The organism is Sporomusaceae bacterium ACPt (genome assembly GCA_041428575.1).
GTDB lineage: Bacteria > Bacillota > Negativicutes > Sporomusales > Sporomusaceae > Sporomusa_D > Sporomusa_D carbonis.
Genome location: CP155570.1, coordinates 2,617,000 through 2,639,437, shown reverse-complemented (window position 1 = coordinate 2,639,437; position 22,438 = coordinate 2,617,000). Strand labels below are relative to the sequence as shown.

Below are 22,438 nucleotides of genomic sequence, written 5' to 3'. Positions count from 1 at the left end.
GATCTATTTAGAAGCCTCACTTTCAAGAATTTTGCCTTCGGCCAACCAGTCCCAATATTTTTTGGGAATGGCGTGCTGGGCAAGTTTAATATTTTTGCGGGTGGCAATATATTGCGACTGGTAGTAAGTTTCCCAGGCGGCGGCAAATTCCTGATTTTCCACATACGGCAGGTAGATGTTAGCCGGCGTATGCATAATTTTACCGTTAGTTAACATCAGGGCCGTATCGTTCTCCAGAATAAACACCAGGCGGGTATTGGGGTAGCGGGGGGCAAATTGCCTTAAAATAAGATCGGCTGTTTGATGGAATAGCTTAGGTTTGGCTGCCAGGGTGTTGTCAGGAGCCGGATGAAAGCGGATAAAGCCGAGCATTTTATGCACTTCATGCGATACAATTTTCGCCCGGGAAAGAAAGATCCGGCTAATGCCGCCGATACCGCAAAGACAGTAGGAGTGTCCATAGCGGATTGCTTGCTCGACAGCCGCAAAGATAACCGCCGCTTTATCCAAAGCTTGATACCGGAGATTGGCGGCCACCAGCCGCGCCAGCGTATGACCGGGGCTGGCCAAAAGCCAGGACGTATCAAGACCACAAGTAGCAGAGAGTTGCTTGATTAGGGCTGCCAGTGAAGCTGTATCGGCATCATGAGCAGCCGTAATCCCAAACAGTCCGAGACTGTCTTGTTCTCCTTGGAAACAGGGCAAGTCGTTATAAATTTCTGCCAGGAGAGCAGCTTTAATGATCGGCCATGGCGCCGGTGAGCAGATAATCACGGGAGTCCCCCCATAAGCTGAGTTGGGTATAACTTTGACGGTCGGGTTTATTAAGCTTACTGCGGTCGCCAAAAAACCGGCCGTCAATAGTGATAAATGACAGCGCCCGTTTGACTACTACCCCGGCGTTTTTTAGTTCGGCGGGCTGGGTCAGGCGGTGTTCGCGGCGCACCCGGACAATTTTCGCAGCCGAACGCGGGCCAAGTCCGGGAATTTTCAGCAAATCATTAAGGGAAGCTTTGTTTATTTCCAGCGGGAACAGTTCCGGATGAGCGAGCGCAAAAGCGAGCTTGGGGTCAAGTTCCTGGTCAAGATTGCCGTTATTGTCAAAGACAAGGTCGTTATACGTAAACCCGTACAGGCGCAGCAGAAAATCAGATTGGTACAGGCGGTTTTCCCTGATGAGGGGCGTAGCTCTGGCCACTGCCAGCGGTGTACCGGCTACCGGCTGAAAAGCGCTGAAATAGGCCCTTCTTAGATTATAGCGGTTATATAAAGTAGTTACTGACTGCAAAATATCGCGGTCAGTTTCCTGTGCCGCCCCGACAATATACTGAGTGGAATGGGATACGCCCGGTTGTTCTGTTAAGTGGTTATTGATTTTCGCCATGCCGTCAAGTATCTCGCCCGTAAAACTCTTAGTGCGGCTAAGTTTGGCCAAATGGTTGGCAGTCGGAGCCTCCATATTTAAGGATACCCTGTTGGCAAACCTGATGGCGGCGGCAACATCGGCATCGGCTGCGCCTGGTAAGATTTTGAGATGGATATAACCGCCAAATTTATAGCGGTTGCGCAGGATTTCGGCGACTTTGAGCATTTCACTCATGGTGTGGCCGGTGGAATGAGTAACGCCTGAACTTAAAAATAAGCCTTCGACATAGTTGCGGCGATAAAAATCCATAAACAGTCCGGCCAATTCGTCAGCGGCAAACTTGGCGCGGGCGACATCGCGGCCTGCGCGGTTGGGGCAGTAAGCGCAGTCTTTTTCACAATAGTTGGTCAAGAGCACCTTAAACAGTGAAATGCAACGCCCGTCAGGCGTAAAAGAGTGGCAAACGCCGCTCGGCGACGCTGCGCCAATATTCCAGACTCCCGGTTTTTGTACCTTGGCTGCTGTTGAGGCGCAGACATCATATTTGGCTCCTTCGCCCAATATCTTTAGTTTATCTAACGTTCCCAAAGCCTTCACCGTGTTCACCACCATGAATGTATTGTAGCGTACTGAGTGGATACCCTCAATAAGTTTACTTTAAGGTTACTATAGTAAAATTATACAGCAAGAACAAACGTTTTGCAAACGTTTGTTCTTGCTGTATAATATGCAAAACTCCGCCTGAAGCTAAGTCTCTTTTGATTCAATCGCTTGTGATTGGGTTTTAGTGCTGGCAGTGGCAATAAGAAAGCGCCAGAAAAGTTCAAGGCAGGCCGGACGCATGGGTTCACGGCCTACGGCATAAAACCGGCGCTCAATTGCCAGTCCGGGTAACGGCAATGTTATTAACCGGCCAGACGTGAGTTCGGTCTCAATCGCCCAGGACGAGATAAAGCCAACGCCGATTTTATTCAAAATAGCAGCTTTTACAGCCTGGTTGCTGCCTGCTTCGATGACGACATTGAGCTTGTCCGGATCAATGCCAAGTCTGGTTAAAGCATTTAGGGCGGCACTGGCTGTTCCTGACGATTTTTTCCTTAAAATAAACGGCAGAGTAGGCAGCCAATCTTTTTCCGCAGGGCCATGGGAAGTTAATTGGAAATCCGGGTGGGCGGCAAGCACCAGGTTGTCAGACCACAACGGATAGCTGACAAGGCTGTCTTCAGGCTTGGTGCCGATTACAGCAATGGGAATTTCGCCACTGTTAAACTTGTCCAGGATGGTATGACTGTCACCTGTTATCAACGATATTGTGACACCGGCGTGCCGGCTGAGAAACTCTGCTAAAATTGGCGGTAAAATATAGTCAGCCGGAATGGTGCTGGCGCCGAGAATAATCTGGCCGGCTGATCCCCGGGCCATGGCCTGAATTTCATGGTGGGTACTGTCAATTAAGTTGTTTATTGTCCGGCTGGTATCGTACAGCTTTTCACCATATATTGTTAATGAAACACCCTTTGAGGTCCTGATAAATAACGGGCAGCCAAAAATTTTTTCCAGATTATCAATGTGAAAAGAAACGGTGGGTTGGGTAAGGTCTAATTTTTTGGCGGCAGCTGAAAAGCTGCCTTCTTCAGCGACATGCAAAAACACTGTTAGTGACTGAATGTAGGACATGTTTCACCTCAAGGTTTAGTAATGAATTGAATTAAGGCATCCTTTATGTAATTCGAACATATCAATTAAATTCCTGTCAATCCTGGCAAAAGGAGGAATTTTAATGATTGATATATAATATTTATTAATGCAATAAAATTAATTTATATGAGGTGATAGGGTGAACTGGTTAGTGATTATTGCCACCGGCCTGGTATTTGGTCTGGGGGCAGTATTCTTGGTCAAGTCCGGTAATCCGGGCAACTACGGATTTTGCGCCGCCTGTCAGCTGCGGGATATTGCCGGCGCGTTAGGTATTCACAGCGTGGCCACGCTGCAGTATGTCCGGCCCGAGATTTTAGGATTTATTCTTGGTGCTTTCGGTTTGGCCCGGTTTAATGGCGAATTCCGGCCGCGCGGCGGGTCAAATCCGGTCGTGCGGTTCGTCCTGGGTATGGCCATGATGATTGGCGCCTTGGTGTTTTTGGGGTGCCCGCTAAGGGCTATCCTGCGGGTGGCCGGGGGGGATCTCAACGGTCTTACAGGGTTAGCCGGATTTGTTGCCGGAATTATGGCAGGGGTAATATTTCTAAAACGTGGTTATAATTTGGGACGGGCGCAGGTGTATCGCGGCAGCATGCAGTTTAGTGGTTATTTGGCGGCCGCTGCCGCGCTGCTGCTGCTAATTGCCGTAAGTATGGGGGCCGGCTTCCTGAAGTTTAGCGTTAATGGCCCGGGGGCAATGCATGCTCCGGTATATATCAGCCTGGTTGCCGGCTTGGCCGGCGGTGCGCTTGCCTGGCGTTCACGCATGTGTCTTAGCGGCGGTTTCCGCGACTTTATGCTGGTAGGTGATACTTCGCTCCTGAAAATATATGGTGTTATGTTTGTTGCCGCGCTGGCAGGTAATTTGTATTTTGGTTTTTTCAAATTGGGCTTTGACAATCAGCCGTTGGCGCATACCATGCATGTTTGGAATTTTCTTGGTCTGTTTCTTACCGGGATGGCGGCAACATTGGCCGGCGGCTGTCCGCTCAGGCAGCTCATTATGGCCGGAGAAGGCAGCACAGATGCTTTTATTTGTGTATTAGGCATGCTGGCCGGAGCAGGTGTAGCCCATGGGCTTAACGCTGCAGGATCAGGCGCCGGAGTGGGCATTAACGGACAGATTGCCGTAGTTGTTGGCATTGCTGTCGTTTCAGGTATCGGGTATTTACTTAGGGAAAAACTTACGCCGATAAGCAAAGGAGTTTGATAACTACATGCCGAATATTCTTGATTTAAGAGGGTTAAGCTGTCCCATACCGCTCATTAAGACCAAAGACGCTTTGGCAGGAGCGGACACGGTAACTGTTATGGTTGATGAACCTACGGCCAAGGAAAACATTATTAAATTTGCCAGGTCGCAAAAATTCCGGGCTGAATGTTCCGAGGCCGGTGGCGAATATACTATTAGTATCTCTCGCTAGTTGAACGTATTATTACCATACTAAACCATACTATGTCATGCGCTTGTTGCGAAAGGATTTTAACATGGCCGGTTGTGTAATTACATTTCCATCCGTTTATCATGCTTTCAGGGCCAAAAAGATATTAAAGGAACACGGTATTCCGGCTGAGCTTGTGCCGGTGCCGCGCGAACTGAGCGCCTCCTGTGAAGGCTTGGCCGCCCAGATAGGAGAAGAACATGTTGATCAGGCGGTAGAAGTACTGGGGGCTAAAGGCGTTGCCATGCTGCAAAAAGGCATAAAGCTTGTTGAAGTATATTAACTAAGATAAGGAAAGGCCTGTGTTGATCACAGGCCCTTTTCGTTCGGGGACTGTCAAGGGCAACTGTCCCCCTCGACAACGTCCTCTTGACAGTGATAGTGGCTGTTTATTTTTCTTTAGAAATTCGACAGGAAAAGGGAAAAGTATGGAGAAAATAAATATGTTTAGCCAACTTATCTTACGGAGGAAGTTATGAATAGCAACATATTTGACCGCTTGAATCCGGCCCAGCAGGAAGCAGTGGCCCATCTGAACGGACCGCTCCTCGTAATGGCCGGGGCCGGTTCGGGCAAAACCAGGGTGCTGACCAGCCGGATTGCCAATCTATTGGCGCACGGCGTTTCGCCATATAATATTCTTGCCATCACTTTTACCAATAAAGCGGCGGCGGAAATGAAAGAACGGGTGACCGGCATGGTTGGTCCGGTTGCCAAAGATATCTGGCTTAGCACATTTCACGCCTTTTGTGCTAAGTTTCTGCGTATGGAGATTGATAACCTGGGGGGATACAACCGTAATTTTGTTATTTATGATTCAGGCGATTCCCAGGCGCTCATTAAAAATTGTCTAAAAGAACTGAATTTGGATGAAAAGCAGTTCACGCCAAATGGTGTTCAATCGACCATCTCCAATGCCAAAAACGCTTTGCAGGATGTGCGGCAGTTTACTGCCCAAGCTGATAATTTTTACAATCTTAAAGTTGCTGAAGTATATAAATTGTATCAGAGTAAACTCAAAGCCAATAATGCCCTGGATTTTGACGATCTCTTGATGTTAGCGGTTGAACTGCTGGAATATAATGCCACAGTAAGGGAAAAATACCAGAATAAGTTTCAGTATATCTTAATTGATGAATACCAGGATACCAACCGTGCTCAGTATCTTTTGGCCCGGACGCTGGCGGCCAAGTACCGGAATATTTGTGTGGTAGGCGATATTGACCAGAGCATTTACGCCTGGCGCGGCGCCGACATTAAAAATATCCTCGATTTTGAGGCCGACTACCCGGACGCCAAGGTTATCAAACTTGAACAAAATTACCGTTCTACGCAAAATATCCTGGATGCCGCCAATGCCGTTATCGAAAATAACTGTAACCGCAAGCCCAAGTCGCTGTGGACAGATAATGAGCCGGGGGAAACAATTACCCACTATCTGGCTGACGATGAACGGGACGAAGCGCGTTACATCGCCGACACTATTATTAAACTCAACACAATTTACCGCATACCGTACGGGGATATGGCCGTGCTTTACCGCACCAATGCCCAGTCACGGGTGATCGAGGAAGGGTTGATGAAAGGCGGCATTCCCTATACCATGGTTGGCGGCCTTAAATTTTATGACCGGAAAGAAGTAAAAGATATCCTTGCCTATATGAAGGTAATCTTTAACCCGGCTGACACTGTCAGCCTGCTCCGGATTATCAACGTGCCGCGACGCGGTATTGGCGACACTACCATCGGCCGGTTGGCCGAATATGCTGCCCAAAACAATGTTTCCTTGTTTGACGCCGTGTCCAATCCTGAACTGGTTCCCGGCCTCACCGCCAGGGCCAAAAATCAGCTTGAAACCTTGGCTACACTTATCTTTAACCTGATGGCCTGCCAGCAGTCGCTGCCTGTCGCTGATTTGCTGGAAAAGGTTATGCGTGATTCAGGTTATCTGGCCGAATTGGAGGCAGATAGCAGCCCCCAGGCTGAGGCCAGGATTGAAAACCTCAAGGAACTGCTAAGTGTTGCCAAAGATTTTGTCACAACCGAACTTGAGAATACGCTGGAAAACTTTTTAAGCCATGTTGCGCTGGTAACCGATATCGATACTGCTGAAACGGCTGATGACCGTGTTACGCTCATGACTCTTCACACAGCCAAGGGGCTGGAGTTTCCGGTCGTGTTTCTTGCCGGTCTGGAAGAAGGCATTTTTCCTCATGTCCGCACCCTTATGGATGAGCATGAAATCGAAGAAGAACGCCGTTTGTGTTATGTTGGCATTACCCGTGCCAAACGCAAACTCTACATCAGTAACGCCCGCCAGCGTATGATTTACGGCAATACCGTCTGCTATTCACCATCGCGGTTTTTGGACGAAATACCTCCTGAACTTGTTGAACGGTTTGCGCCCAAGCGGCCAAGTTATTTATCACCTGTCCAAAGCCGCCCGGCGGCTGCTGTCCTGCCGCCAAAAGCTGCGCCCAAGCCGGAATTGACACTTCTGAAAACCCCCATTGGTAACACCGCCACTCCTAAAAATATTGACTGGAAAGCCGGGGAAAAGGTTTATCACAGTAAATGGGGAACAGGCACTATTGTCGCTGTAACCGGCAGCGGCGGCAGCATGCAGCTTAGTATTGCCTTTCCCAATGAAGGGATTAAAAAACTATTGGCCCAGATGGCCCCAATCAGCCGAGTCTAATAATATTCCTCACGGGGGTTAGAAACATGAATACCGCAATTCCGGCCACCTTGACGGCTGCCGCGCAGGAAATCGAAGAATTAAGAAAAACCATCCATTATCATAGTCACCGTTATTATGTGCTGGACAATCCCGAGATAAGCGATGCTGAATTTGACAGTCTGCTCAGACGGCTGATTGCCATTGAAACAGCTTTTCCGTCTCTAATCACGCCTGATTCTCCCAGCCAGCGGGTAGGCGGAGTGCCGGCCGAAGGCTTTGACCGGGTGGCCCATCTTACGCCGATGCTTAGTCTGGGCAACGCATTTTCCGCCGGCGAACTTAGGGCGTTTGACGCCCGGGTCAGAAACGGACTTGACGGCGCTGCCGCCGAGTATGTTGTTGAGCTTAAAATTGACGGTTTGGCCATTAACCTTGTGTACCAGAACGGGCGACTGGTGCGGGGGGCCACCCGGGGCGACGGTACCTACGGCGAGGAGGTAACGGCCAATATCCGCACCATCAGGTCAGTACCGCTGGTCCTCAATGCTGATGATGACATTCCGCCTTTACTGGAAGTGCGGGGCGAAGTCTACATGCCCCGGCGCGAATTTGACCGGCTCAACCGGCTGCGGGAAATGAGCGGCGAGCCGCTTATGGCCAACCCCCGGAACGCCGCTGCCGGGTCGATACGCCAGCTTGACCCCAAGATTACCGCTGAACGGGCGCTTGACATCTTCATTCACGGCCTGGGCACCGAAGAGGGACTGGGTGTAGCAACTCATGCCGCAATGTTTGAGAAACTGCAAAGGTTAGGATTTAAAGTCAATCCCCATTATCAAGTGTTTGATAATATCGAAGACGTGATTGCTTACTGTGAAAGCTGGGCCGAAAAGCGGGTCGACCTGCCCTATGATATTGACGGTTTAGTCATTAAAGTTAACAGTCTGGCCAGTCAGCGCCTGCTGGGGTCGACGGCCAAAGACCCCCGCTGGGCCATTGCCTTTAAATTCCCGGCCGAGCAGGCGGCGACTATTGTTGAAGATATCTTTGTGCGGGTGGGCCGCACCGGGGCGCTAACCCCTACGGCTGTATTACGGCCGGTCAGACTGGCCGGTACCACTGTGAGCCGCGCTACGCTGCACAACGCTGATTATATTGAAGAAAAAGACATTCGCATTGGCGATACGGTCATCGTCCATAAAGCCGGCGAGATCATTCCCGAAGTGGTATCAGTAGTGGCGACCCGGCGCACAGGAAGCGAGCAGCCGTTTATTATGCCGGCAGCCTGTCCGGAATGTGGTCAGCCGATAGTGCGCGAGCAGGGCGAAGTGGCGCATAAGTGCGTCAATCCCCGCTGTCCGGCCCAACTGCGTGAAGGACTTATTCATTTTGTTTCCCGTGACGCCATGAATATTGACGGGCTGGGTCCTGCCGTTATTGCCAGCTTGCTGGAAGCCGGACTGCTCCGGGACGCCGCTGATTTATACAGCTTAAAACCGGAAGCCCTGGCTGCTTTGGACCGTATGGGCGAAAAGTCGGCCCAAAACCTTGTTGACGCCATTGCCGCCAGTAAAACCGCCGGCCTGGCCAGAGTATTGTTCGCCTTGGGCATTAGGTATGTAGGCGCAAAAGCCTCGGCAATTCTGGCGCAGCATTATGGGGATATTGATAAATTGGCCGGGGCCGGCGCCGAGGAGCTTATGGCTATTGCCGAAATTGGCCCGAAGATTGCTGAAAGCATAGTCAGCTATTTTGCCGACCCTGCTAACCGCGCCTTTATTGAAAAATTAAAGGCTGCCGGCGTAAAAATGACAGAGGAACGGCCGGCTGCCGTAAGCCAGGAGCTTGCCGGCAAAACCTTCGTGCTGACAGGTACACTGTCCATACCCCGTAAAGAGGCTGAAGCGCTTATTATTGCCTGTGGCGGCAAAGTGGCGTCAGCCGTCAGCAAAAAGACCAGCTATGTCGTAGCCGGGGCCGAAGCCGGCAGCAAACTTGACAAGGCCAGGGAACTGGGAATCACGGTATTGGATGAAGACTCATTTATCAAACTGGTGCAAAAGCCGTAGGCATGATATAATACTCTTTATTAATTACAATATTGGCACATTTTGCCTTTGGGAAGGTGATAATATGAAAATAACCCGTCAAGATGTTGAAAATGTGGCGCTTTTATCCCGTCTTGAGATGACGCCTGCCGAACTGGACTCATATGCTGTTCAGCTTAATGCCATCTTAGAATATGCCGAGGTGTTAAACAAACTTGATACTACCGGTGTTGAGCCGACAGCCCATGTGTTGCCGTTAAAAAATGTCATGCGGCCTGATGCCGTCAAACCTTCGTTGTCGCGGGAACTGGCGCTTGCCAATGCGCCTGAAGCCGAGGACGGCTATTTCAAAGTTCCCAAAATTATGGAAGGCTAGCAGGTGCGGGAAGTAATCTCACTTGTAGCTGACTGGAGGAAAGATAAGTGGAATTGTTTAAATACACCGTTCATGCTCTGCATGACATGCTAATTAAAAAAGAAGTGTCGGCCGTCGAACTGGCCAAGGCGGTATTTGCCCGTACCGACGCCGTTGAACCCAAGATACATTCCTACATAACCGAAACCAGAGAGCAGGCGCTGGCGCAGGCGGCAGCCGTTGATGCAAAAATCGCGCGCGGCGAGCGAATTGCGTCGCTGGCCGGCATCCCCGGCGCTCTCAAAGACAATATCTGCACCAAAGGTGTCAAGACAACGTGTGCGTCCAAGATCCTTGCCAATTTTGTCCCGCCTTATGACGCGACTGTTGTGGACAAGCTGGCTGCCCAGGATGCCGTTATTACCGGTAAAGCCAACTGTGACGAATTCGCCATGGGCGGCTCTACCGAGAACTCGGGTTTTTTTGTAACCCGCAACCCCTGGGACACTGACCGGGTACCAGGCGGCTCGAGCGGCGGCTCAGCTTCGTCTGTGGCTGCCGGCCAGGCGATCTGGGCGCTGGGCTCCGACACCGGCGGCTCTATCCGTCAACCGGCGGCGTATTGCGGTTTAGTAGGCTTAAAACCTACTTATGGCCGGGTCTCCCGTTACGGGCTGGTGGCCTATGCCTCATCGCTTGACCAAATTGGTCCCATTACCCGTGACGTAACCGACTGCGCCATAGTGCTTAACGCTATTGCCGGTCATGACGCCAAGGACTCTACGTCAATTAATGCCCCTGTTCCCGACTATACACAAGCGTTGGTTAACGATGTCAAAGGCCTTAAAATCGGTTTGCCCAAAGAATATTTCGGGGCAGGCATCCAGCCGGAAGTGGCTGACGCAATCAAGCAAGCGGTTAACCGGTTTTCCGCCATGGGCGCCGAGGTCAGGGAAGTCTCCTTACCGCACACCCAGTATGCCCTGCCGGCCTATTACCTGATTGCTCCGGCTGAGGCCAGCTCCAACCTGGCCCGCTATGACGGTGTCGGTTTTGGTCACCGTGCGGCTGGCAGTGATATTATTGATATGTATAAAAAAACCCGCAGCGAAGGTTTCGGCGATGAGGTCAAGCGCCGGATTATGCTGGGAACATATGCGTTAAGCTCAGGGTATTATGACGCTTATTACCTCAAAGCTCTCAAAGTGCGCACCCTGGTTAAGCAGGATTTTGACCAAGCTTTTGCCGAAGTTGACGTGCTTATCACGCCGACGGCGCCGACAACGGCTTTTAAAATTGGCGAACTCAGCGACCCGTTGGCCATGTACCTGCAGGACATTTGCACCATTCCCATCAACCTGGCAGGTCTTCCCGGCGTATCTTTGCCATGCGGTTTTGCGCACGGACTGCCTGTCGGTATGCAGATTATCGGCAAGCCGTTGGCCGAAGCCACCATTATCCAGGCGGCTTATGCTTTTGAACAGGCCAACGATTACCATACGCGCTTTGCGCCGCTAGGGGAGGTTTAGCACCATGAAATATGAAACAGTTATCGGACTTGAAGTTCACTCAGAACTTAAAACTGAGTCAAAGATATTTTGCGGCTGCAGCACTAAGTTCGGTTCAGAGCAAAATACCAACGTCTGCCCGGTCTGCCTTGGTCTGCCTGGTGTATTGCCGGTAATTAATGAAAAAGTCGTTGAATTTGCCGTACGGGCAGGGTTGGCCCTCAATTGCCGGATATTGCCGTTCAGCAAATTTGACCGTAAAAACTATTATTATCCCGATTTGCCTAAAAACTATCAAACTTCACAGTATGACCTGCCTATCGCCGTTAACGGCTATCTTGACATTGAAGTTAACGGCAAGACCAAACGGATCGGCATTACCCGTGTGCACATGGAGGAAGACGCCGGCAAGCTGGTGCATTCCGGCACCATCAGTAACAGCGAGTACGCGTTAGTCGACTACAACCGCACCGGTGTGCCGCTGATCGAAATCGTGTCCGAACCAGACCTGCGCTCGCCGGAAGAAGCTAAAGCATATCTGGAAAAACTCAAAGCCATTCTCCAGTATATAGATGTTTCTGACTGCAAGATGGAAGAAGGCAGTTTGCGCTGTGACGCCAACATCTCGCTCCGGCCGGTTGGCACTGACCGGTTCGGGACCAAGGCTGAGCTGAAAAACCTTAACTCGTTCCGGGCGGTGCAGCGCGGCCTGGAATATGAGGTTGAGCGCCAGACTCAAGTGCTGTCAGAGGGCGGCCGTGTTATCCAGGAAACCCGGTTGTGGGATGAAAATAAGGGTGTGACGCTGTCGATGCGCAGCAAGGAACAGGCCCACGACTACCGCTATTTTCCTGAGCCTGAGCTTGTGCCCATTGTAGTCGACCCGGCCTGGGTAGAAAGTGTCCGCGCCAGTCTTCCTGAATTGCCTGATGCCCGTAAAGCCAGACTGATGGCTGATTACGGCTTGTCGGCCTATGATGCTGAGACCATTACTGTAAGCCGGGCCATGGCTGATTATTTTGACGCTACCGTAACAGCCGGAGCTGATGCTAAAGCCGCTGCCAACTGGCTTATGGGCGATGTGTCCAAACATTTAAATGCTGCCAACATGTCTATTGAAAGTTGCCCGGTCACTCCCGGCCAACTCGCAGGCTTGATCGCGCTCATCGCCAAAGGCACCATTTCAGGCAAAATCGCCAAAACAGTGTTTGAAGGCATGTGGAGTAGCGGCAAAGATGCCGAAACCATTGTTAAAGAACAAGGACTTGTTCAAATCAGCGACGAAGGAGCAATCGTCGCCATTGTTGACAGCGTGATCGCCGCTAATCCGCAGTCGGTAGCCGACTTTAAAGCCGGCAAAGAAAAGGCAATTGGCTACCTGGTCGGTCAGGTTATGAAACAAAGTAAAGGCCGCGCCAACCCCGAACTTGTCAATAAGCTATTAAAAGAGCGGCTGGCGTTAGTTTAATATAAGCATAAATTGCCAGACAGGGCGCGGTTTTCCGCGTCCTGTTTTTTGCATGAAAGCCAATCGCCGCGCACATAATGGTAGTGATACGCCTAAAAACGAGGTTGTTCTCATGTTAAAAGCTACCTGGGATTTAAAAGCTGTATTGTCTGTTCATATTTTGCGTCTGGCGGCCGGTATCATTATTGTACGTCTGGTGTATCCGCTGTTTTTCAATGCCAGCCCGCTGGTCATCGAATTGACCGACCGTCTGATAGTCGTAGTTTTGGTATTGGGGAAAATTCGCCAGACCAGGGGTAATTTTGCCGCATTGGGCCTGTCGGCAAATAACTTGGGCCGCAATGTTGTGAAAGGGTTGGCCGGAGGGCTGGCACTGTTATTCATCAGTCTGTACAGTGAGCGCCTGTATACTGCCGTACTTTTGCTCTCTCCCGTCCAGCACCCGCTGGTGGCCCAGGTGCAGGCCGCCGTATCCTGGCAGCAACTGATTGCGCCGTTGGTTCTGGCCGGTGTCGCGGCGCCGGTAACCGAAGAAATATTGTACCGGCTCTTTACTTTTCTGCCGCTCAAAGACCGGTGGGGATTATGGGGCGGAGCACTTGTCAGCGCCGCAATTTTTGCCCTTTTCCATTTCAACGTTTACTGGCTGGCTGAGATGGTAATTGTCGGCATAGGCTTTGCTCTCTTGTATTTCTGGACAGGATCGCTGATTACCTCAATTACCGCCCACTCATTCATTAATACCAGCAAAATTTTAATGATGTACCTGGGTGTACCCTTGGTATAAGCAGGAATTTTTTGTTGGGCGGTAGAAGACATCTATGCCGGAATAATTTCCAGCCATTCCGCTGCAGCACATGTATGCCGCTAAAAAAGCGGGTCTGCGCCACTTACGCTTAGGTAGATGAAAACAAAGGGAGGACTTTTTTCATGACCATAAGTCAGGCATTGCCGGTCGAAAAACTCCGCTTTAACTGTGATGAAAATGTCTTTGATTTTGCGACAACCGAAACGGTGCCGCCGCTCGAAGTAATGATTGGCCAGGAGCGGGCGGTAAAGGCCGTCGAATTTGGTCTGTTTACCAAAAATCCCGGTTATAACATTTTTATCTCCGGTTTGGTCGGTACCGGCAAAATTACCTTTGCCAGTGCTGCTGTCAAAAAAATAGCCAGCCGGCAGGAACCGCCTTATGACTGGTGTTATGTTAATAATTTGGAGACACCGGGACAACCTATTGCCCTGGCGCTGCCATCGGGTATGGGGCATGTTTTCAAGCAAGACATGCGGGAACTTGTTGAAGACTTAAAAACCGATATACCCAAGGCGTTTAGCAGCGAAGACTATGAGCAGGCGAAAGCCGAACTGGTAAAACAGTATCAGGAACAGCGTTCGGTCATGGTTGAGGAATTTACTCAGTACGCCGAATCACAAGGAATTTCGCCACAATGGAGTTCAACCGGTTTTGTCGGTGTGCCGATGATTGACGGTAAGGCAATAGCGCCGGAGGAGTATCAAAAGCTTGACAAAGAACACAAGGACGTCATTGAAAAAAAGATGATGGCCGTTCATGAAAAAGGCATGGATGTTGTACGGCGCATCCAACTCCTTGAACGTGAAATCAGAGAGCAGCTTAAACAACTTGATGTAAAAATCGGCTTGTTTGCTGCCGGCCATCTGATTGACGAACTTAAGGAAAAATATCAGGAACATCAGCAGGTAGTTGATTATCTGGAAGCCATAAAACAGGATGTATCTAAAAATATCAGCGAATTTAAACCGCAGCCGGAAGAAGAGAATAATCCGCTCATGCTGTTTAAACGTCCGGCCCAGGACGCCAAGGACAAATATAATGTCAATTTGCTGGTAGATAACCGCGATACGGAAGGGGCGCCTGTTGTTGTTGAAATTAATCCTACTTACTATAACTTGGTCGGGCGGGCCGAATATGAAACCCGCATGGGGGTAGTCAGCACTGATTACACCATGATTAAGCCGGGGGCGCTGCACAAAGCGAACGGCGGCTACCTGATTTTAAATGCCCGTGATGTACTGACTAATGTTGGCGCCTGGGAAGCCTTGAAACGCGTGCTTAAAACGAAAAAGCTGCAGATTGAAAACTTAGGTGAGCAATACGGCCTGTTAGCCATGGCTTCACTGAAGCCGGAACCTATCCCGGTAAATGTGAAAGTAATATTGATTGGCAACCCGTATATCTATCAACTGCTCTATAATTATGACGAGGATTTTCGCAAACTGTTCAAAGTCCATGCCGATTTTGATGTCGTTATGGAAAACAATCCGACCAATATCCGGAAACTGGCCGGGTTTATCAGTTCGACCGTCCACCGGGAAAAACTCAAACATTTCGACAAGTCGGCGGTAGCCAGGATTGTTGAATACAGTTCGCGGCTTACCGGTTCCCAGACCAAATTGACTACCCGGTTTAATGACATTGTCGAAATATTGTGTGAAGCCGATGTCTGGGCCACTATGGACGGCAGCCCGGTAGTTACGGCTGAGCATATTAAAAAAGCTATTGATGAAAAACGCTATCGCGCCAATAAATATGAAGAACGCCTGCAGGAAATGTTTGCCGAAGGGCATCTTTTGATTGACACCGAGGGCGAAAAAGTAGGTCAGGTCAACGGCTTGGCTGTGCTGTCGGTCGGTGAGTACATGTTTGGCAAGCCGTCCCGGATTACGGCCAATACTTATCTTGGCAAAAGCGGTGTTGTTAACATCGAACGCGAGACCAAGACCAGCGGTACCAGTCATACTAAAGGCGTACTCATCCTGAGCGGCTACCTGGGTCAAAAGTATGCGCAAAAACACCCGCTGACGCTGACTGCCAGCCTGACGTTTGAACAACTGTATGACGGCGTTGACGGCGACAGCGCGTCAAGTACTGAACTGTACGCCATCTTATCAAGCCTGTCCGGTCTGCCGATCAAACAATATATCGCGGTTACCGGTTCTGTTAACCAAAAAGGCGAAATTCAGCCCATCGGCGGTGCTACCGAAAAAATCGAAGGATTTTTCTCAGTGTGCAAGATAAAAGGCCTGACCGGCAACCAAGGCGTGATGATCCCGCACCAGAATGTCAGCAACCTGGCGTTAAGCGACGAAGTTATTGATGCCGTGCGTCAGGGCAAGTTCCATATTTATCCGGTCGAGACTATCGATCAAGGGATTGAGATTCTGACAGGTACGCCGGCCGGTGAGCCGGGTCCTGATGGAACATATCCGGCCGGTACGGTAAACTATCTTGTCAGCCAGAAACTTAAGGAGTATACCGATACTTTGATTAAGCTGGGAAAAGCGTCAGAAGACAAGAAAGATTAAAGCAAGAGGGCGGATCTCCGCCCTCTCTTTATCCTTCCTTTCCTGTCATTGCGGGCGCCGTTGCCTATGAGACCAATAGCAATTTCTTCCTTAAAGAAAGGTGAATTTTTTTGGCTAATAAAGCTCCATCAGTTCCGGTAGAAAAAGGCAAAAACTATATAATCAATATTACCGGCCTGGGCCATAGCGGCGAAGGCGTCGGCCGCTATCAGGATTTTACGGTGTTTGTGCCCCAAGCTTTGCCGGGAGAAACCATTTTGGCAGTTATCACTACGGTGAAAAAAAACTATGCGGTCGGCCGGCTGCTGGCGGTGCACAGCCCGTCACCCCGGCGCGTAACACCGGAATGCAGCATTTACGACCTATGTGGCGGCTGTCAGCTTCAGCATCTGAGTTATCAAGAGCAGCTTAACAGCAAGCGCCAGCAGGTAGTTGACGCAGTTACCCGTATCGGCAAACTGTCAGATGTAGTAGTTCATCCTACATTAGGTGCAGCCAATCCCTGGTACTACCGCAATAAAATGCAGTTCCCGGTGGGCCGCAAAAACGGCAAGGTGGTAGTAGGCTGCTTTTCTCAAGGCACGCACGATATTGTCGATACCGAAAATTGTCTTATTCAGCATCAGGTCAACAACGACATTGTCCGGGAAGTTAGGAAAGTTATTGAAGCACTGGGCATTGACACTTATGATGAGCATACCGGTAAGGGCATTATCCGTCATGTCCTGGGGCGGGTAGGGACAGCTACCGGCGAAATCATGGCGGTGCTGGTGACGGCAACTGAGCACCTGCCGCAACGCAAGATACTGATTGACCGGCTCAGAGACAATATTCCGGGGTTGGTCAGCATTATCCAAAACATTAACACCAAACGCACGAATATAATATTGGGCGATAAGACTGTCACTTTATGGGGCCGTGACACCATAACCGATAAGTTAGGCCAGTTTAGTTTCGCCATTTCGGCTAAGTCGTTCTTTCAGGTAAATACCGTTCAAGCCGAAGTTCTGTACAATCAGGCGGTAAAGTATGCCAAACTCACCGGCAGTGAAACGGTTATCGACGCCTATTGCGGTACCGGCGCCATTACTTTGTTTCTTGCCCGTCAAGCCGGCAAGGTGTACGGTATTGAAATCGTCGAACCGGCCATTATTGACGCCCGCCGCAACGCCGTCGCCAATAATGTGTCCAACGCCGAGTTCATCGTCGGCGATACCGTTGATGTAATGCCACGCCTGTTCAAGCAGGGCATTAGGCCGGAAGTTATTGTCGTTGATCCGCCCCGGGCCGGCTGTCAACAAGCAGTGCTGGAAACTTTTGTCCGCATGGACCCCAAGCGTATTGTATACGTATCATGCAATCCGGCCTCACTGGCCCGCGACTTGGCCGTTCTTAACAGTTACGGCTATATTGCCCGGGAGATTCAGCCTGTAGATATGTTTCCGCAGACGTTTCATGTGGAGTGCGTGACATTGATGTCAAAGGTTGAGAAATAAAAAACTGAAAAGCTTGTAAATAAAGGGTTTCCAGACATTTAGTTTTTCTCGAGGCCGATCTGCTGGATGTGGCAATGTCAGGAAACCCTTATTTTTATTGTTTGCGGGAACATATCAACCGTCGCGAAAATTAATAGTTGAGTTACCAGATTAGATAACCCCCTTTTTTACAGGGGGTTGAGGATGCAGGATGGATGTATAATTTAATCTTCTCGCTCAGCATCCGTATCAAAAATTCTATCAAGTTCCTCGTTTGATGTAATGCCACGAACTTTATTTCTAACAGCTACTTTTGCCATATCAAGTCTATAGAAATGTTCACGACCGTCTAATCCTTTCTTTTGCCGGATAAGTTGAATTCTTCCAAATTTATCCCAATGTTTCTCTGCGAATTTTGCTAGGCCAACTGCCTTGGGATAATTGTCCTTACGGCTGGGGTCGTGTGGTTCTAGAATATCAAAAATGTAACCTTGTGCATCAGCTCTCACTACCACTAAATCAGGAAACATAGAAGTGATAACACCGCCGACCTCATATGGGATTTCAAGTGACCACTTTTTACGATCAAGATTACGTAACCAGCAAACGGCACCGTTTTTTAGTTCTTCTTCAATAACTCCCTTTTCCCATGGGTTTAGTGATGCTTGGAATGTTCCATCCTCAGAACAATAGAGGTGTCGATCAATTTTTATACTGTTATCTGAAACTGAAAAATCGATTGAATCTGGCAATACCCAAGGAATAGCTATTGGTTGAACGGAAGCATTTATTAATCTTTCATAGATGTTTTTTCGAGCCTCATTTAATCTTGCAATAGAGCGTTTATTATTCTCATATAGACTAATAAATTTCTCTTCTGCAAAGGCGTTTATTCGCTCCATAGCAGCAGTATCACTTGTAAGCACAATGACTTCAATCTTTACTTCGATATGGTCTCGGGTACTGTGGCGAATCCAATACTCCTTATGTAAGCCTTCTCCCAATATCCTTCCAGCTTGTTCAAAATGTCGAGAAATGTCAAATTCGGTAACAGTCATGGTTTGTGTAGCTTCATCAAATGAATAAGCATTTTCTCCATAGTCAAATGTTAGCGTATTAAGAGCAAATCCAGTGATTGAAGCAACTCGACCATCAAAGTCACCACTTTCTTTTATGCGAGCAATTTCTTCGTCCATTTTTGATAAAACTGCATTTTTAACGGCTTTTTGTGCTTCCAAATCAATACCATCCATTGTTAATGCTCTAGAAAGCTGTATTAATAACTTAAGCGGTGCTTGCTTGCGGGATGAATCCAGGCGGTATGTAATGAGCTTATCCATTGAATCAAACACATCAGAATAAGCGAGGTTGCGCCCGAGTGTTATAAGCTCTTTATTTGTACCAGTTTCAGTGGGCATAACCGATTCACTATCATGTAGAGCATTAACAACATTTTTTACTGTATCTTTATCAAAGTATGGAAGAAACAGACTTACATTATTAAGTTCAGCATCGGAGGCAATTCTTCTTGCCAAAGGAGTGCGAATCATACGCCCCAAAAGCTGTGCTATGTAGGTATAGTCCTGCGCGCTACGAAATGACATCATTGTTTCAGCACGAGGACAGTCCCAACCTGTGGAAAGGTTCATTTTGAAGAACACAACCTTCACATTTTCTTCGTCTTCGATTCTAGAAGCTTCAATTTGATGAATTTCAACGTCACGCACTTTGATCGTACCATAATCATTAAAGGTATGTACCACTTCACCGGGCAATAACTTGCGTACCATTGCCTCTTCCAGCAAATCGATACAAATCCCTAAATCGGTACGGGTTATTTCTCGTTCATTACCATCTTCGACTTGGACGACAAGGATAGGGTTTACCATTTTCTCATTTTCACGTTCACAGTAAGCTTTCCAGTGAGCACATTTATTAAGCCAATTTTCGACTGCACCTTTGAACATTGTCATATCGGCACCAAGTTGGATATCTGGGTAATGAATAATGATTCTGTCCTTTAAAAGCCCCGATTCACGTACTTGTTCAGGTGGAACAATAACTTTTTGTACTGTCGAAGTAGTCCCAGCAATTAAGTTATCAAATCTCTGGGGTGTTGCGGTCACGCCGATAACTAAAGGCATAATACAAAGTCCGTCTTCTTCGCTACCTTTGATGAATTTTTGCATGATGGATTGTGCTTTATTTTCTGCTTGAGCAGATGTATAAGTCCCTCTATGTGCTTCATCAATGACCACATAGAACTGTTTGGGAATGCGTTTAGCTGTATTTGTGAGTGTTTCCCAAATTGTATATTGCCTTGTATCGGACTTAGTTGTTAATAACTTGTCAGAACCGAGTTTTTGTGTGTTAATAAAATGAATACGTCCACCCTCCAAATACTCGGCATCAAAGTTTGAATCTACAGTTACTAAGTCCCGTACACGAATTTTGTCTGATTTGCTTTCAATTTTTAATCGCGTTTGCTCGTTAAGTTCCGGCGAATCGGAAAGCCAAACAAACACTGAATTCGGATCGCCGATATTATCTGAACCTCCATATAGGATTTCTTCAAAAAGTGCAGTCATAATTATAGTTTTTCCAGAACCCGTAGGTGCGGAAAACGATATTACCTGAGGGTCTTTTTCGCTCCACATTAAATGAGCTTTATTAATTTTCTCATGCAATTCTGCAAGAGCCGTTTCCTGAAATGGAAATAAAGTAACTCTCATTTATGAATCCCTCCTACTTCCCAACACAAAGTTATCAATGTAATCGCGGTATAGTTGGTATGTATTTTTTATTTTTATGCCATCAGTCATTTCGCGGAAAGCTTCCTCCGAGTTTGTTACAAAATATACCACTTTAATATTATTTACTTCTGAAATCTTTTTTGCAAACTCGGCATATTTTGTTTCATCAACCAGAACTGCAAAGCCGTTTTGAGGAAGAATTAACATATCTGGTTCTTCATCGCTGTTTATTTCTGGCCTCCGGCCGATAGCACCGGATTTTAGCCAAAGCAATGGTAATATTTCGCGGAATTGTTGACCTAGTGATACGCTGTTTTTATCTAAAAAACCTAGTTTAAAATACTCAACATTTGCAGGAAAACCATCGCTCATGGGACGTTTAACTTGCAATGTTACATTCATTGGACCGAGCAAGTTTGATACCTGTGCTTTAATTTCCTTGAAAGTGGCAGCAGATTTTACCACTATATAAAAGTCTGTGATGTGGTCTTGATCTTCTAAAGCTTCCAGCCATTCATTAACAGCATTTACATCAAACAAGATCGTCGCCGAATGTTTATCCGAAACAATGAATTTACTATCTGCTTTGACTAATGATTGTGGTAATTGCGACTTTCCATCCTTACCGCGTAGCAAAGAAACAAGCTGCTTTTTTGCATTAGTTGTTAGTTCCGTAGGATTATCAATAAAGCCAAGCTGATAGAATGAACGCTCTACCTCTTTTGATACTGTTTGGTTTGTGTAATACTCTCCTGATAGGATAGTGCCATCATCACGTTTTCCAAGGATACTATATTTTATCCTAGGCCAAGTAACCGAGCGACATATACCATGTTTTTCCCATTCTGGGTCGCCAGGTTGATATCCTTGTTCGCGTAAAGCTTTTGATTCTGCGTCTGATACTTCGTTATTTGTTACTAAAATACAACGACGGTTACCATTATCCTCTACGTTTAGTAAATTTACCGCATGGAGCGTTGTTCCACTACCAGCAAAAAAGTCGACAATTAAAGCATTTTTCTTTCCTGATACAGCGAATAACAATGCATCATGGACAGCATAGAGTGATTTTGGGTAAGAAAAACCGCCACCAATTATGGTTTTAAGCATATCTGTACCATGGGCTTCTGCATTATATAAAGGATCAGTCCAAACCGTTTTTGGAGGTTCGCTTTCTCTACGTAAAATAATTTCTATTCGATTTCCTCTTTTTTCAATAAACATTCTATCTTTTACTGATTCTACGGTATCACGTCCATATCGCCATTTCTTTTCAATGCCATTCTTATCAATTGGCCAAACATAAATTGTACCATCTGCATTATATTCTACTTGAGCTGTAGGGTGTAACTCTTCATCGAGTAAATCCCCAAAACCGATGATGTTATAGTTAGAGTCTAGAATTACTGGATAAAAACATGTTGCACCTTCGTAGCGACCTGAAGTGCTTCCCCAACGTCTTAAATTATATACATCTCCACCAGTATGTTGCTTGCGAAAAATAGTACTTTCTGATGAATATGAAAATATTGCATATTCATGAGTCACAGAAAATTTTTTGCCCTGAGTTCCGCCGGGATTATGCTGAATGGTTATGCAGGTATGAGTTAGGTTTGGAAAAATTTCGTGAAGGAGAATCCATAGATGAGCATATTCATTGTCATCTATTGTAGTAATCAAAACACCATCATCAGCAAGTATTCTTTTTGCTATCTTTAAACGTTTCTGCATCATGGATAGCCATTTACTATGACGCCAATTATCAGTGGAATCAACATAATCATTATTATATTTCCAATCCCGAGCACCGGTATTGTATGGTGGATCTATATAAATGCAGTCTACTTTCTTTGGATATAAATATTCTAATAACTGGAGAGCGTGGTAATTATCTGCTTCAATAATAGTGTGCCATAAATTACTGTCACGTGCATTCTCTACAGCAGCAATTGGCTGAAGCATGGGGAAAATAGGTTCTCCAAATTGAGCAACTGAAACCAACTCCGAAACTGGGATATTTCTAGTATCACCTGTTGTTTTGTTGCGGCAAAGGGCAATATCCTCTTCTATTTTTAACACCGTATACAAATCGTTAATATGACCTGTTTTGAGTGCAACCGTCGAGCCACGTTTTACAGGAACATCATAAAGAGGAGTACATTCAGGAATGTGCTCTTCAAATACAAGACCAAATTTTTTATTTTTTGATAAGCGGGCAAATTCCTGTTCTAATCGATCACGCAAAGAAGTGTCAGGAATTTGACGCAGTAAATCATTGATTGCAGCCATATTTTTCATCC

At 47.5% G+C, this 22,438-nt stretch carries 16 protein-coding genes; 11 read left to right on the top strand and 5 right to left on the bottom strand.

Annotation, left to right across the window (positions count from 1 at the left end; translation table 11 throughout):
- Window positions 1–3: 3 nt before the first annotated feature.
- The 3 genes from SCACP_RS13680 to SCACP_RS13670 all read right to left on the bottom strand — a co-directional run bounded on the left by SCACP_RS13680 (window position 4) and on the right by SCACP_RS13670 (window position 3,043).
- The gene (locus tag SCACP_RS13680) at window positions 4–774 is read right to left on the bottom strand and encodes a DUF4130 domain-containing protein (protein WP_425058050.1); all 771 of its coding nucleotides are present in this window, start codon (window positions 772–774) and stop codon (window positions 4–6) included.
- A complete protein-coding gene (locus SCACP_RS13675) occupies window positions 737–1,963 on the bottom strand; it encodes a putative DNA modification/repair radical SAM protein (protein ID WP_425058049.1) in 1,227 nt (408 codons plus the stop codon). The genes SCACP_RS13680 and SCACP_RS13675 overlap by 38 nt, the downstream gene beginning before the upstream one ends.
- Before the next feature lie 150 nt (window positions 1,964–2,113).
- On the bottom strand, window positions 2,114–3,043 hold the full coding sequence (locus tag SCACP_RS13670) for a LysR substrate-binding domain-containing protein (RefSeq protein WP_425058048.1): 930 nt from the start codon (window positions 3,041–3,043) through the stop codon (window positions 2,114–2,116).
- Window positions 3,044–3,203: 160 nt separating this feature from the next.
- On the opposite strand from SCACP_RS13670, the gene yedE reads away from it, so the two are divergent.
- The 11 genes from yedE (at window position 3,204) to rlmD (ending at window position 17,406) form a co-directional block, all read left to right on the top strand.
- Window positions 3,204–4,277, top strand: a complete 1,074-nt coding sequence (gene yedE, locus SCACP_RS13665; protein WP_425058047.1) for a YedE family putative selenium transporter — start codon at window positions 3,204–3,206, stop codon at window positions 4,275–4,277.
- Between the two features lie 7 nt (window positions 4,278–4,284).
- The gene (locus tag SCACP_RS13660; RefSeq protein ID WP_425058046.1) at window positions 4,285–4,491 is read left to right on the top strand and encodes a sulfurtransferase TusA family protein; all 207 of its coding nucleotides are present in this window, start codon (window positions 4,285–4,287) and stop codon (window positions 4,489–4,491) included.
- A 37-nt stretch (window positions 4,492–4,528) separates the two neighbouring features.
- Window positions 4,529–4,792: a DUF3343 domain-containing protein gene (locus tag SCACP_RS13655; protein WP_425058045.1), complete on the top strand. Its 264-nt coding sequence runs from the start codon at window positions 4,529–4,531 to the stop codon at window positions 4,790–4,792.
- 192 nt (window positions 4,793–4,984) lie between these two features.
- Window positions 4,985–7,207 (top strand): DNA helicase PcrA, encoded by a 2,223-nt coding sequence (gene pcrA, locus SCACP_RS13650; protein WP_425058044.1) that lies wholly within the window; start codon window positions 4,985–4,987, stop codon window positions 7,205–7,207.
- Between the two features lie 26 nt (window positions 7,208–7,233).
- Window positions 7,234–9,258, top strand: coding sequence for an NAD-dependent DNA ligase LigA (gene ligA, locus SCACP_RS13645; RefSeq protein WP_425058043.1), 2,025 nt, complete (start codon window positions 7,234–7,236; stop codon window positions 9,256–9,258).
- Window positions 9,259–9,322: 64 nt separating this feature from the next.
- The gene (gene gatC / locus SCACP_RS13640) at window positions 9,323–9,613 is read left to right on the top strand and encodes an Asp-tRNA(Asn)/Glu-tRNA(Gln) amidotransferase subunit GatC (RefSeq protein WP_425058042.1); all 291 of its coding nucleotides are present in this window, start codon (window positions 9,323–9,325) and stop codon (window positions 9,611–9,613) included.
- A 47-nt stretch (window positions 9,614–9,660) separates the two neighbouring features.
- On the top strand, window positions 9,661–11,121 hold the full coding sequence (gene gatA / locus SCACP_RS13635; RefSeq protein ID WP_425058041.1) for an Asp-tRNA(Asn)/Glu-tRNA(Gln) amidotransferase subunit GatA: 1,461 nt from the start codon (window positions 9,661–9,663) through the stop codon (window positions 11,119–11,121).
- Window positions 11,122–11,125: 4 nt separating this feature from the next.
- Complete coding sequence (gatB, locus tag SCACP_RS13630; protein ID WP_425058040.1) at window positions 11,126–12,568, top strand: Asp-tRNA(Asn)/Glu-tRNA(Gln) amidotransferase subunit GatB; 1,443 nt, start codon at window positions 11,126–11,128, stop codon at window positions 12,566–12,568.
- 112 nt (window positions 12,569–12,680) lie between these two features.
- Window positions 12,681–13,355 carry a lysostaphin resistance A-like protein gene (locus SCACP_RS13625; RefSeq protein WP_425058039.1) on the top strand — a complete coding sequence of 225 codons (675 nt, stop codon included), beginning with the start codon at window positions 12,681–12,683 and terminating at the stop codon, window positions 13,353–13,355.
- A 143-nt stretch (window positions 13,356–13,498) separates the two neighbouring features.
- The gene (locus SCACP_RS13620; protein WP_425058038.1) at window positions 13,499–15,910 is read left to right on the top strand and encodes a Lon protease family protein; all 2,412 of its coding nucleotides are present in this window, start codon (window positions 13,499–13,501) and stop codon (window positions 15,908–15,910) included.
- 110 nt (window positions 15,911–16,020) lie between these two features.
- Window positions 16,021–17,406: a 23S rRNA (uracil(1939)-C(5))-methyltransferase RlmD gene (gene rlmD / locus SCACP_RS13615; protein WP_425058037.1), complete on the top strand. Its 1,386-nt coding sequence runs from the start codon at window positions 16,021–16,023 to the stop codon at window positions 17,404–17,406.
- 203 nt (window positions 17,407–17,609) lie between these two features.
- Here rlmD and SCACP_RS13610 read toward each other — a convergent pair whose 3' ends face one another.
- Complete coding sequence (locus tag SCACP_RS13610; RefSeq protein ID WP_425058036.1) at window positions 17,610–20,117, bottom strand: DEAD/DEAH box helicase; 2,508 nt, start codon at window positions 20,115–20,117, stop codon at window positions 17,610–17,612.
- Window positions 20,118–22,427 (bottom strand): site-specific DNA-methyltransferase, encoded by a 2,310-nt coding sequence (locus SCACP_RS13605; protein ID WP_065820986.1) that lies wholly within the window; start codon window positions 22,425–22,427, stop codon window positions 20,118–20,120.
- Between the last annotated feature and the right edge of the window lie 11 nt (window positions 22,428–22,438).

What these genes read in the sequence shown, in the direction of transcription:
- SCACP_RS13605 (WP_065820986.1), bottom strand. Translation starts at nt 22,427, where the DNA reads ATGGCTGCAATCAATGATTTACTGCGTCAAATTCCTGACACTTCTTTG.
- pcrA (WP_425058044.1), top strand. Translation starts at nt 4,985, where the DNA reads ATGAATAGCAACATATTTGACCGCTTGAATCCGGCCCAGCAGGAAGCA.
- SCACP_RS13655 (WP_425058045.1), top strand. Translation starts at nt 4,529, where the DNA reads ATGCGCTTGTTGCGAAAGGATTTTAACATGGCCGGTTGTGTAATTACA.
- SCACP_RS13670 (WP_425058048.1), bottom strand. Translation starts at nt 3,043, where the DNA reads ATGTCCTACATTCAGTCACTAACAGTGTTTTTGCATGTCGCTGAAGAA.
- SCACP_RS13625 (WP_425058039.1), top strand. Translation starts at nt 12,681, where the DNA reads ATGTTAAAAGCTACCTGGGATTTAAAAGCTGTATTGTCTGTTCATATT.
- ligA (WP_425058043.1), top strand. Translation starts at nt 7,234, where the DNA reads ATGAATACCGCAATTCCGGCCACCTTGACGGCTGCCGCGCAGGAAATC.
- SCACP_RS13660 (WP_425058046.1), top strand. Translation starts at nt 4,285, where the DNA reads ATGCCGAATATTCTTGATTTAAGAGGGTTAAGCTGTCCCATACCGCTC.
- SCACP_RS13620 (WP_425058038.1), top strand. Translation starts at nt 13,499, where the DNA reads ATGACCATAAGTCAGGCATTGCCGGTCGAAAAACTCCGCTTTAACTGT.
- gatC (WP_425058042.1), top strand. Translation starts at nt 9,323, where the DNA reads ATGAAAATAACCCGTCAAGATGTTGAAAATGTGGCGCTTTTATCCCGT.
- SCACP_RS13610 (WP_425058036.1), bottom strand. Translation starts at nt 20,117, where the DNA reads ATGAGAGTTACTTTATTTCCATTTCAGGAAACGGCTCTTGCAGAATTG.
- gatB (WP_425058040.1), top strand. Translation starts at nt 11,126, where the DNA reads ATGAAATATGAAACAGTTATCGGACTTGAAGTTCACTCAGAACTTAAA.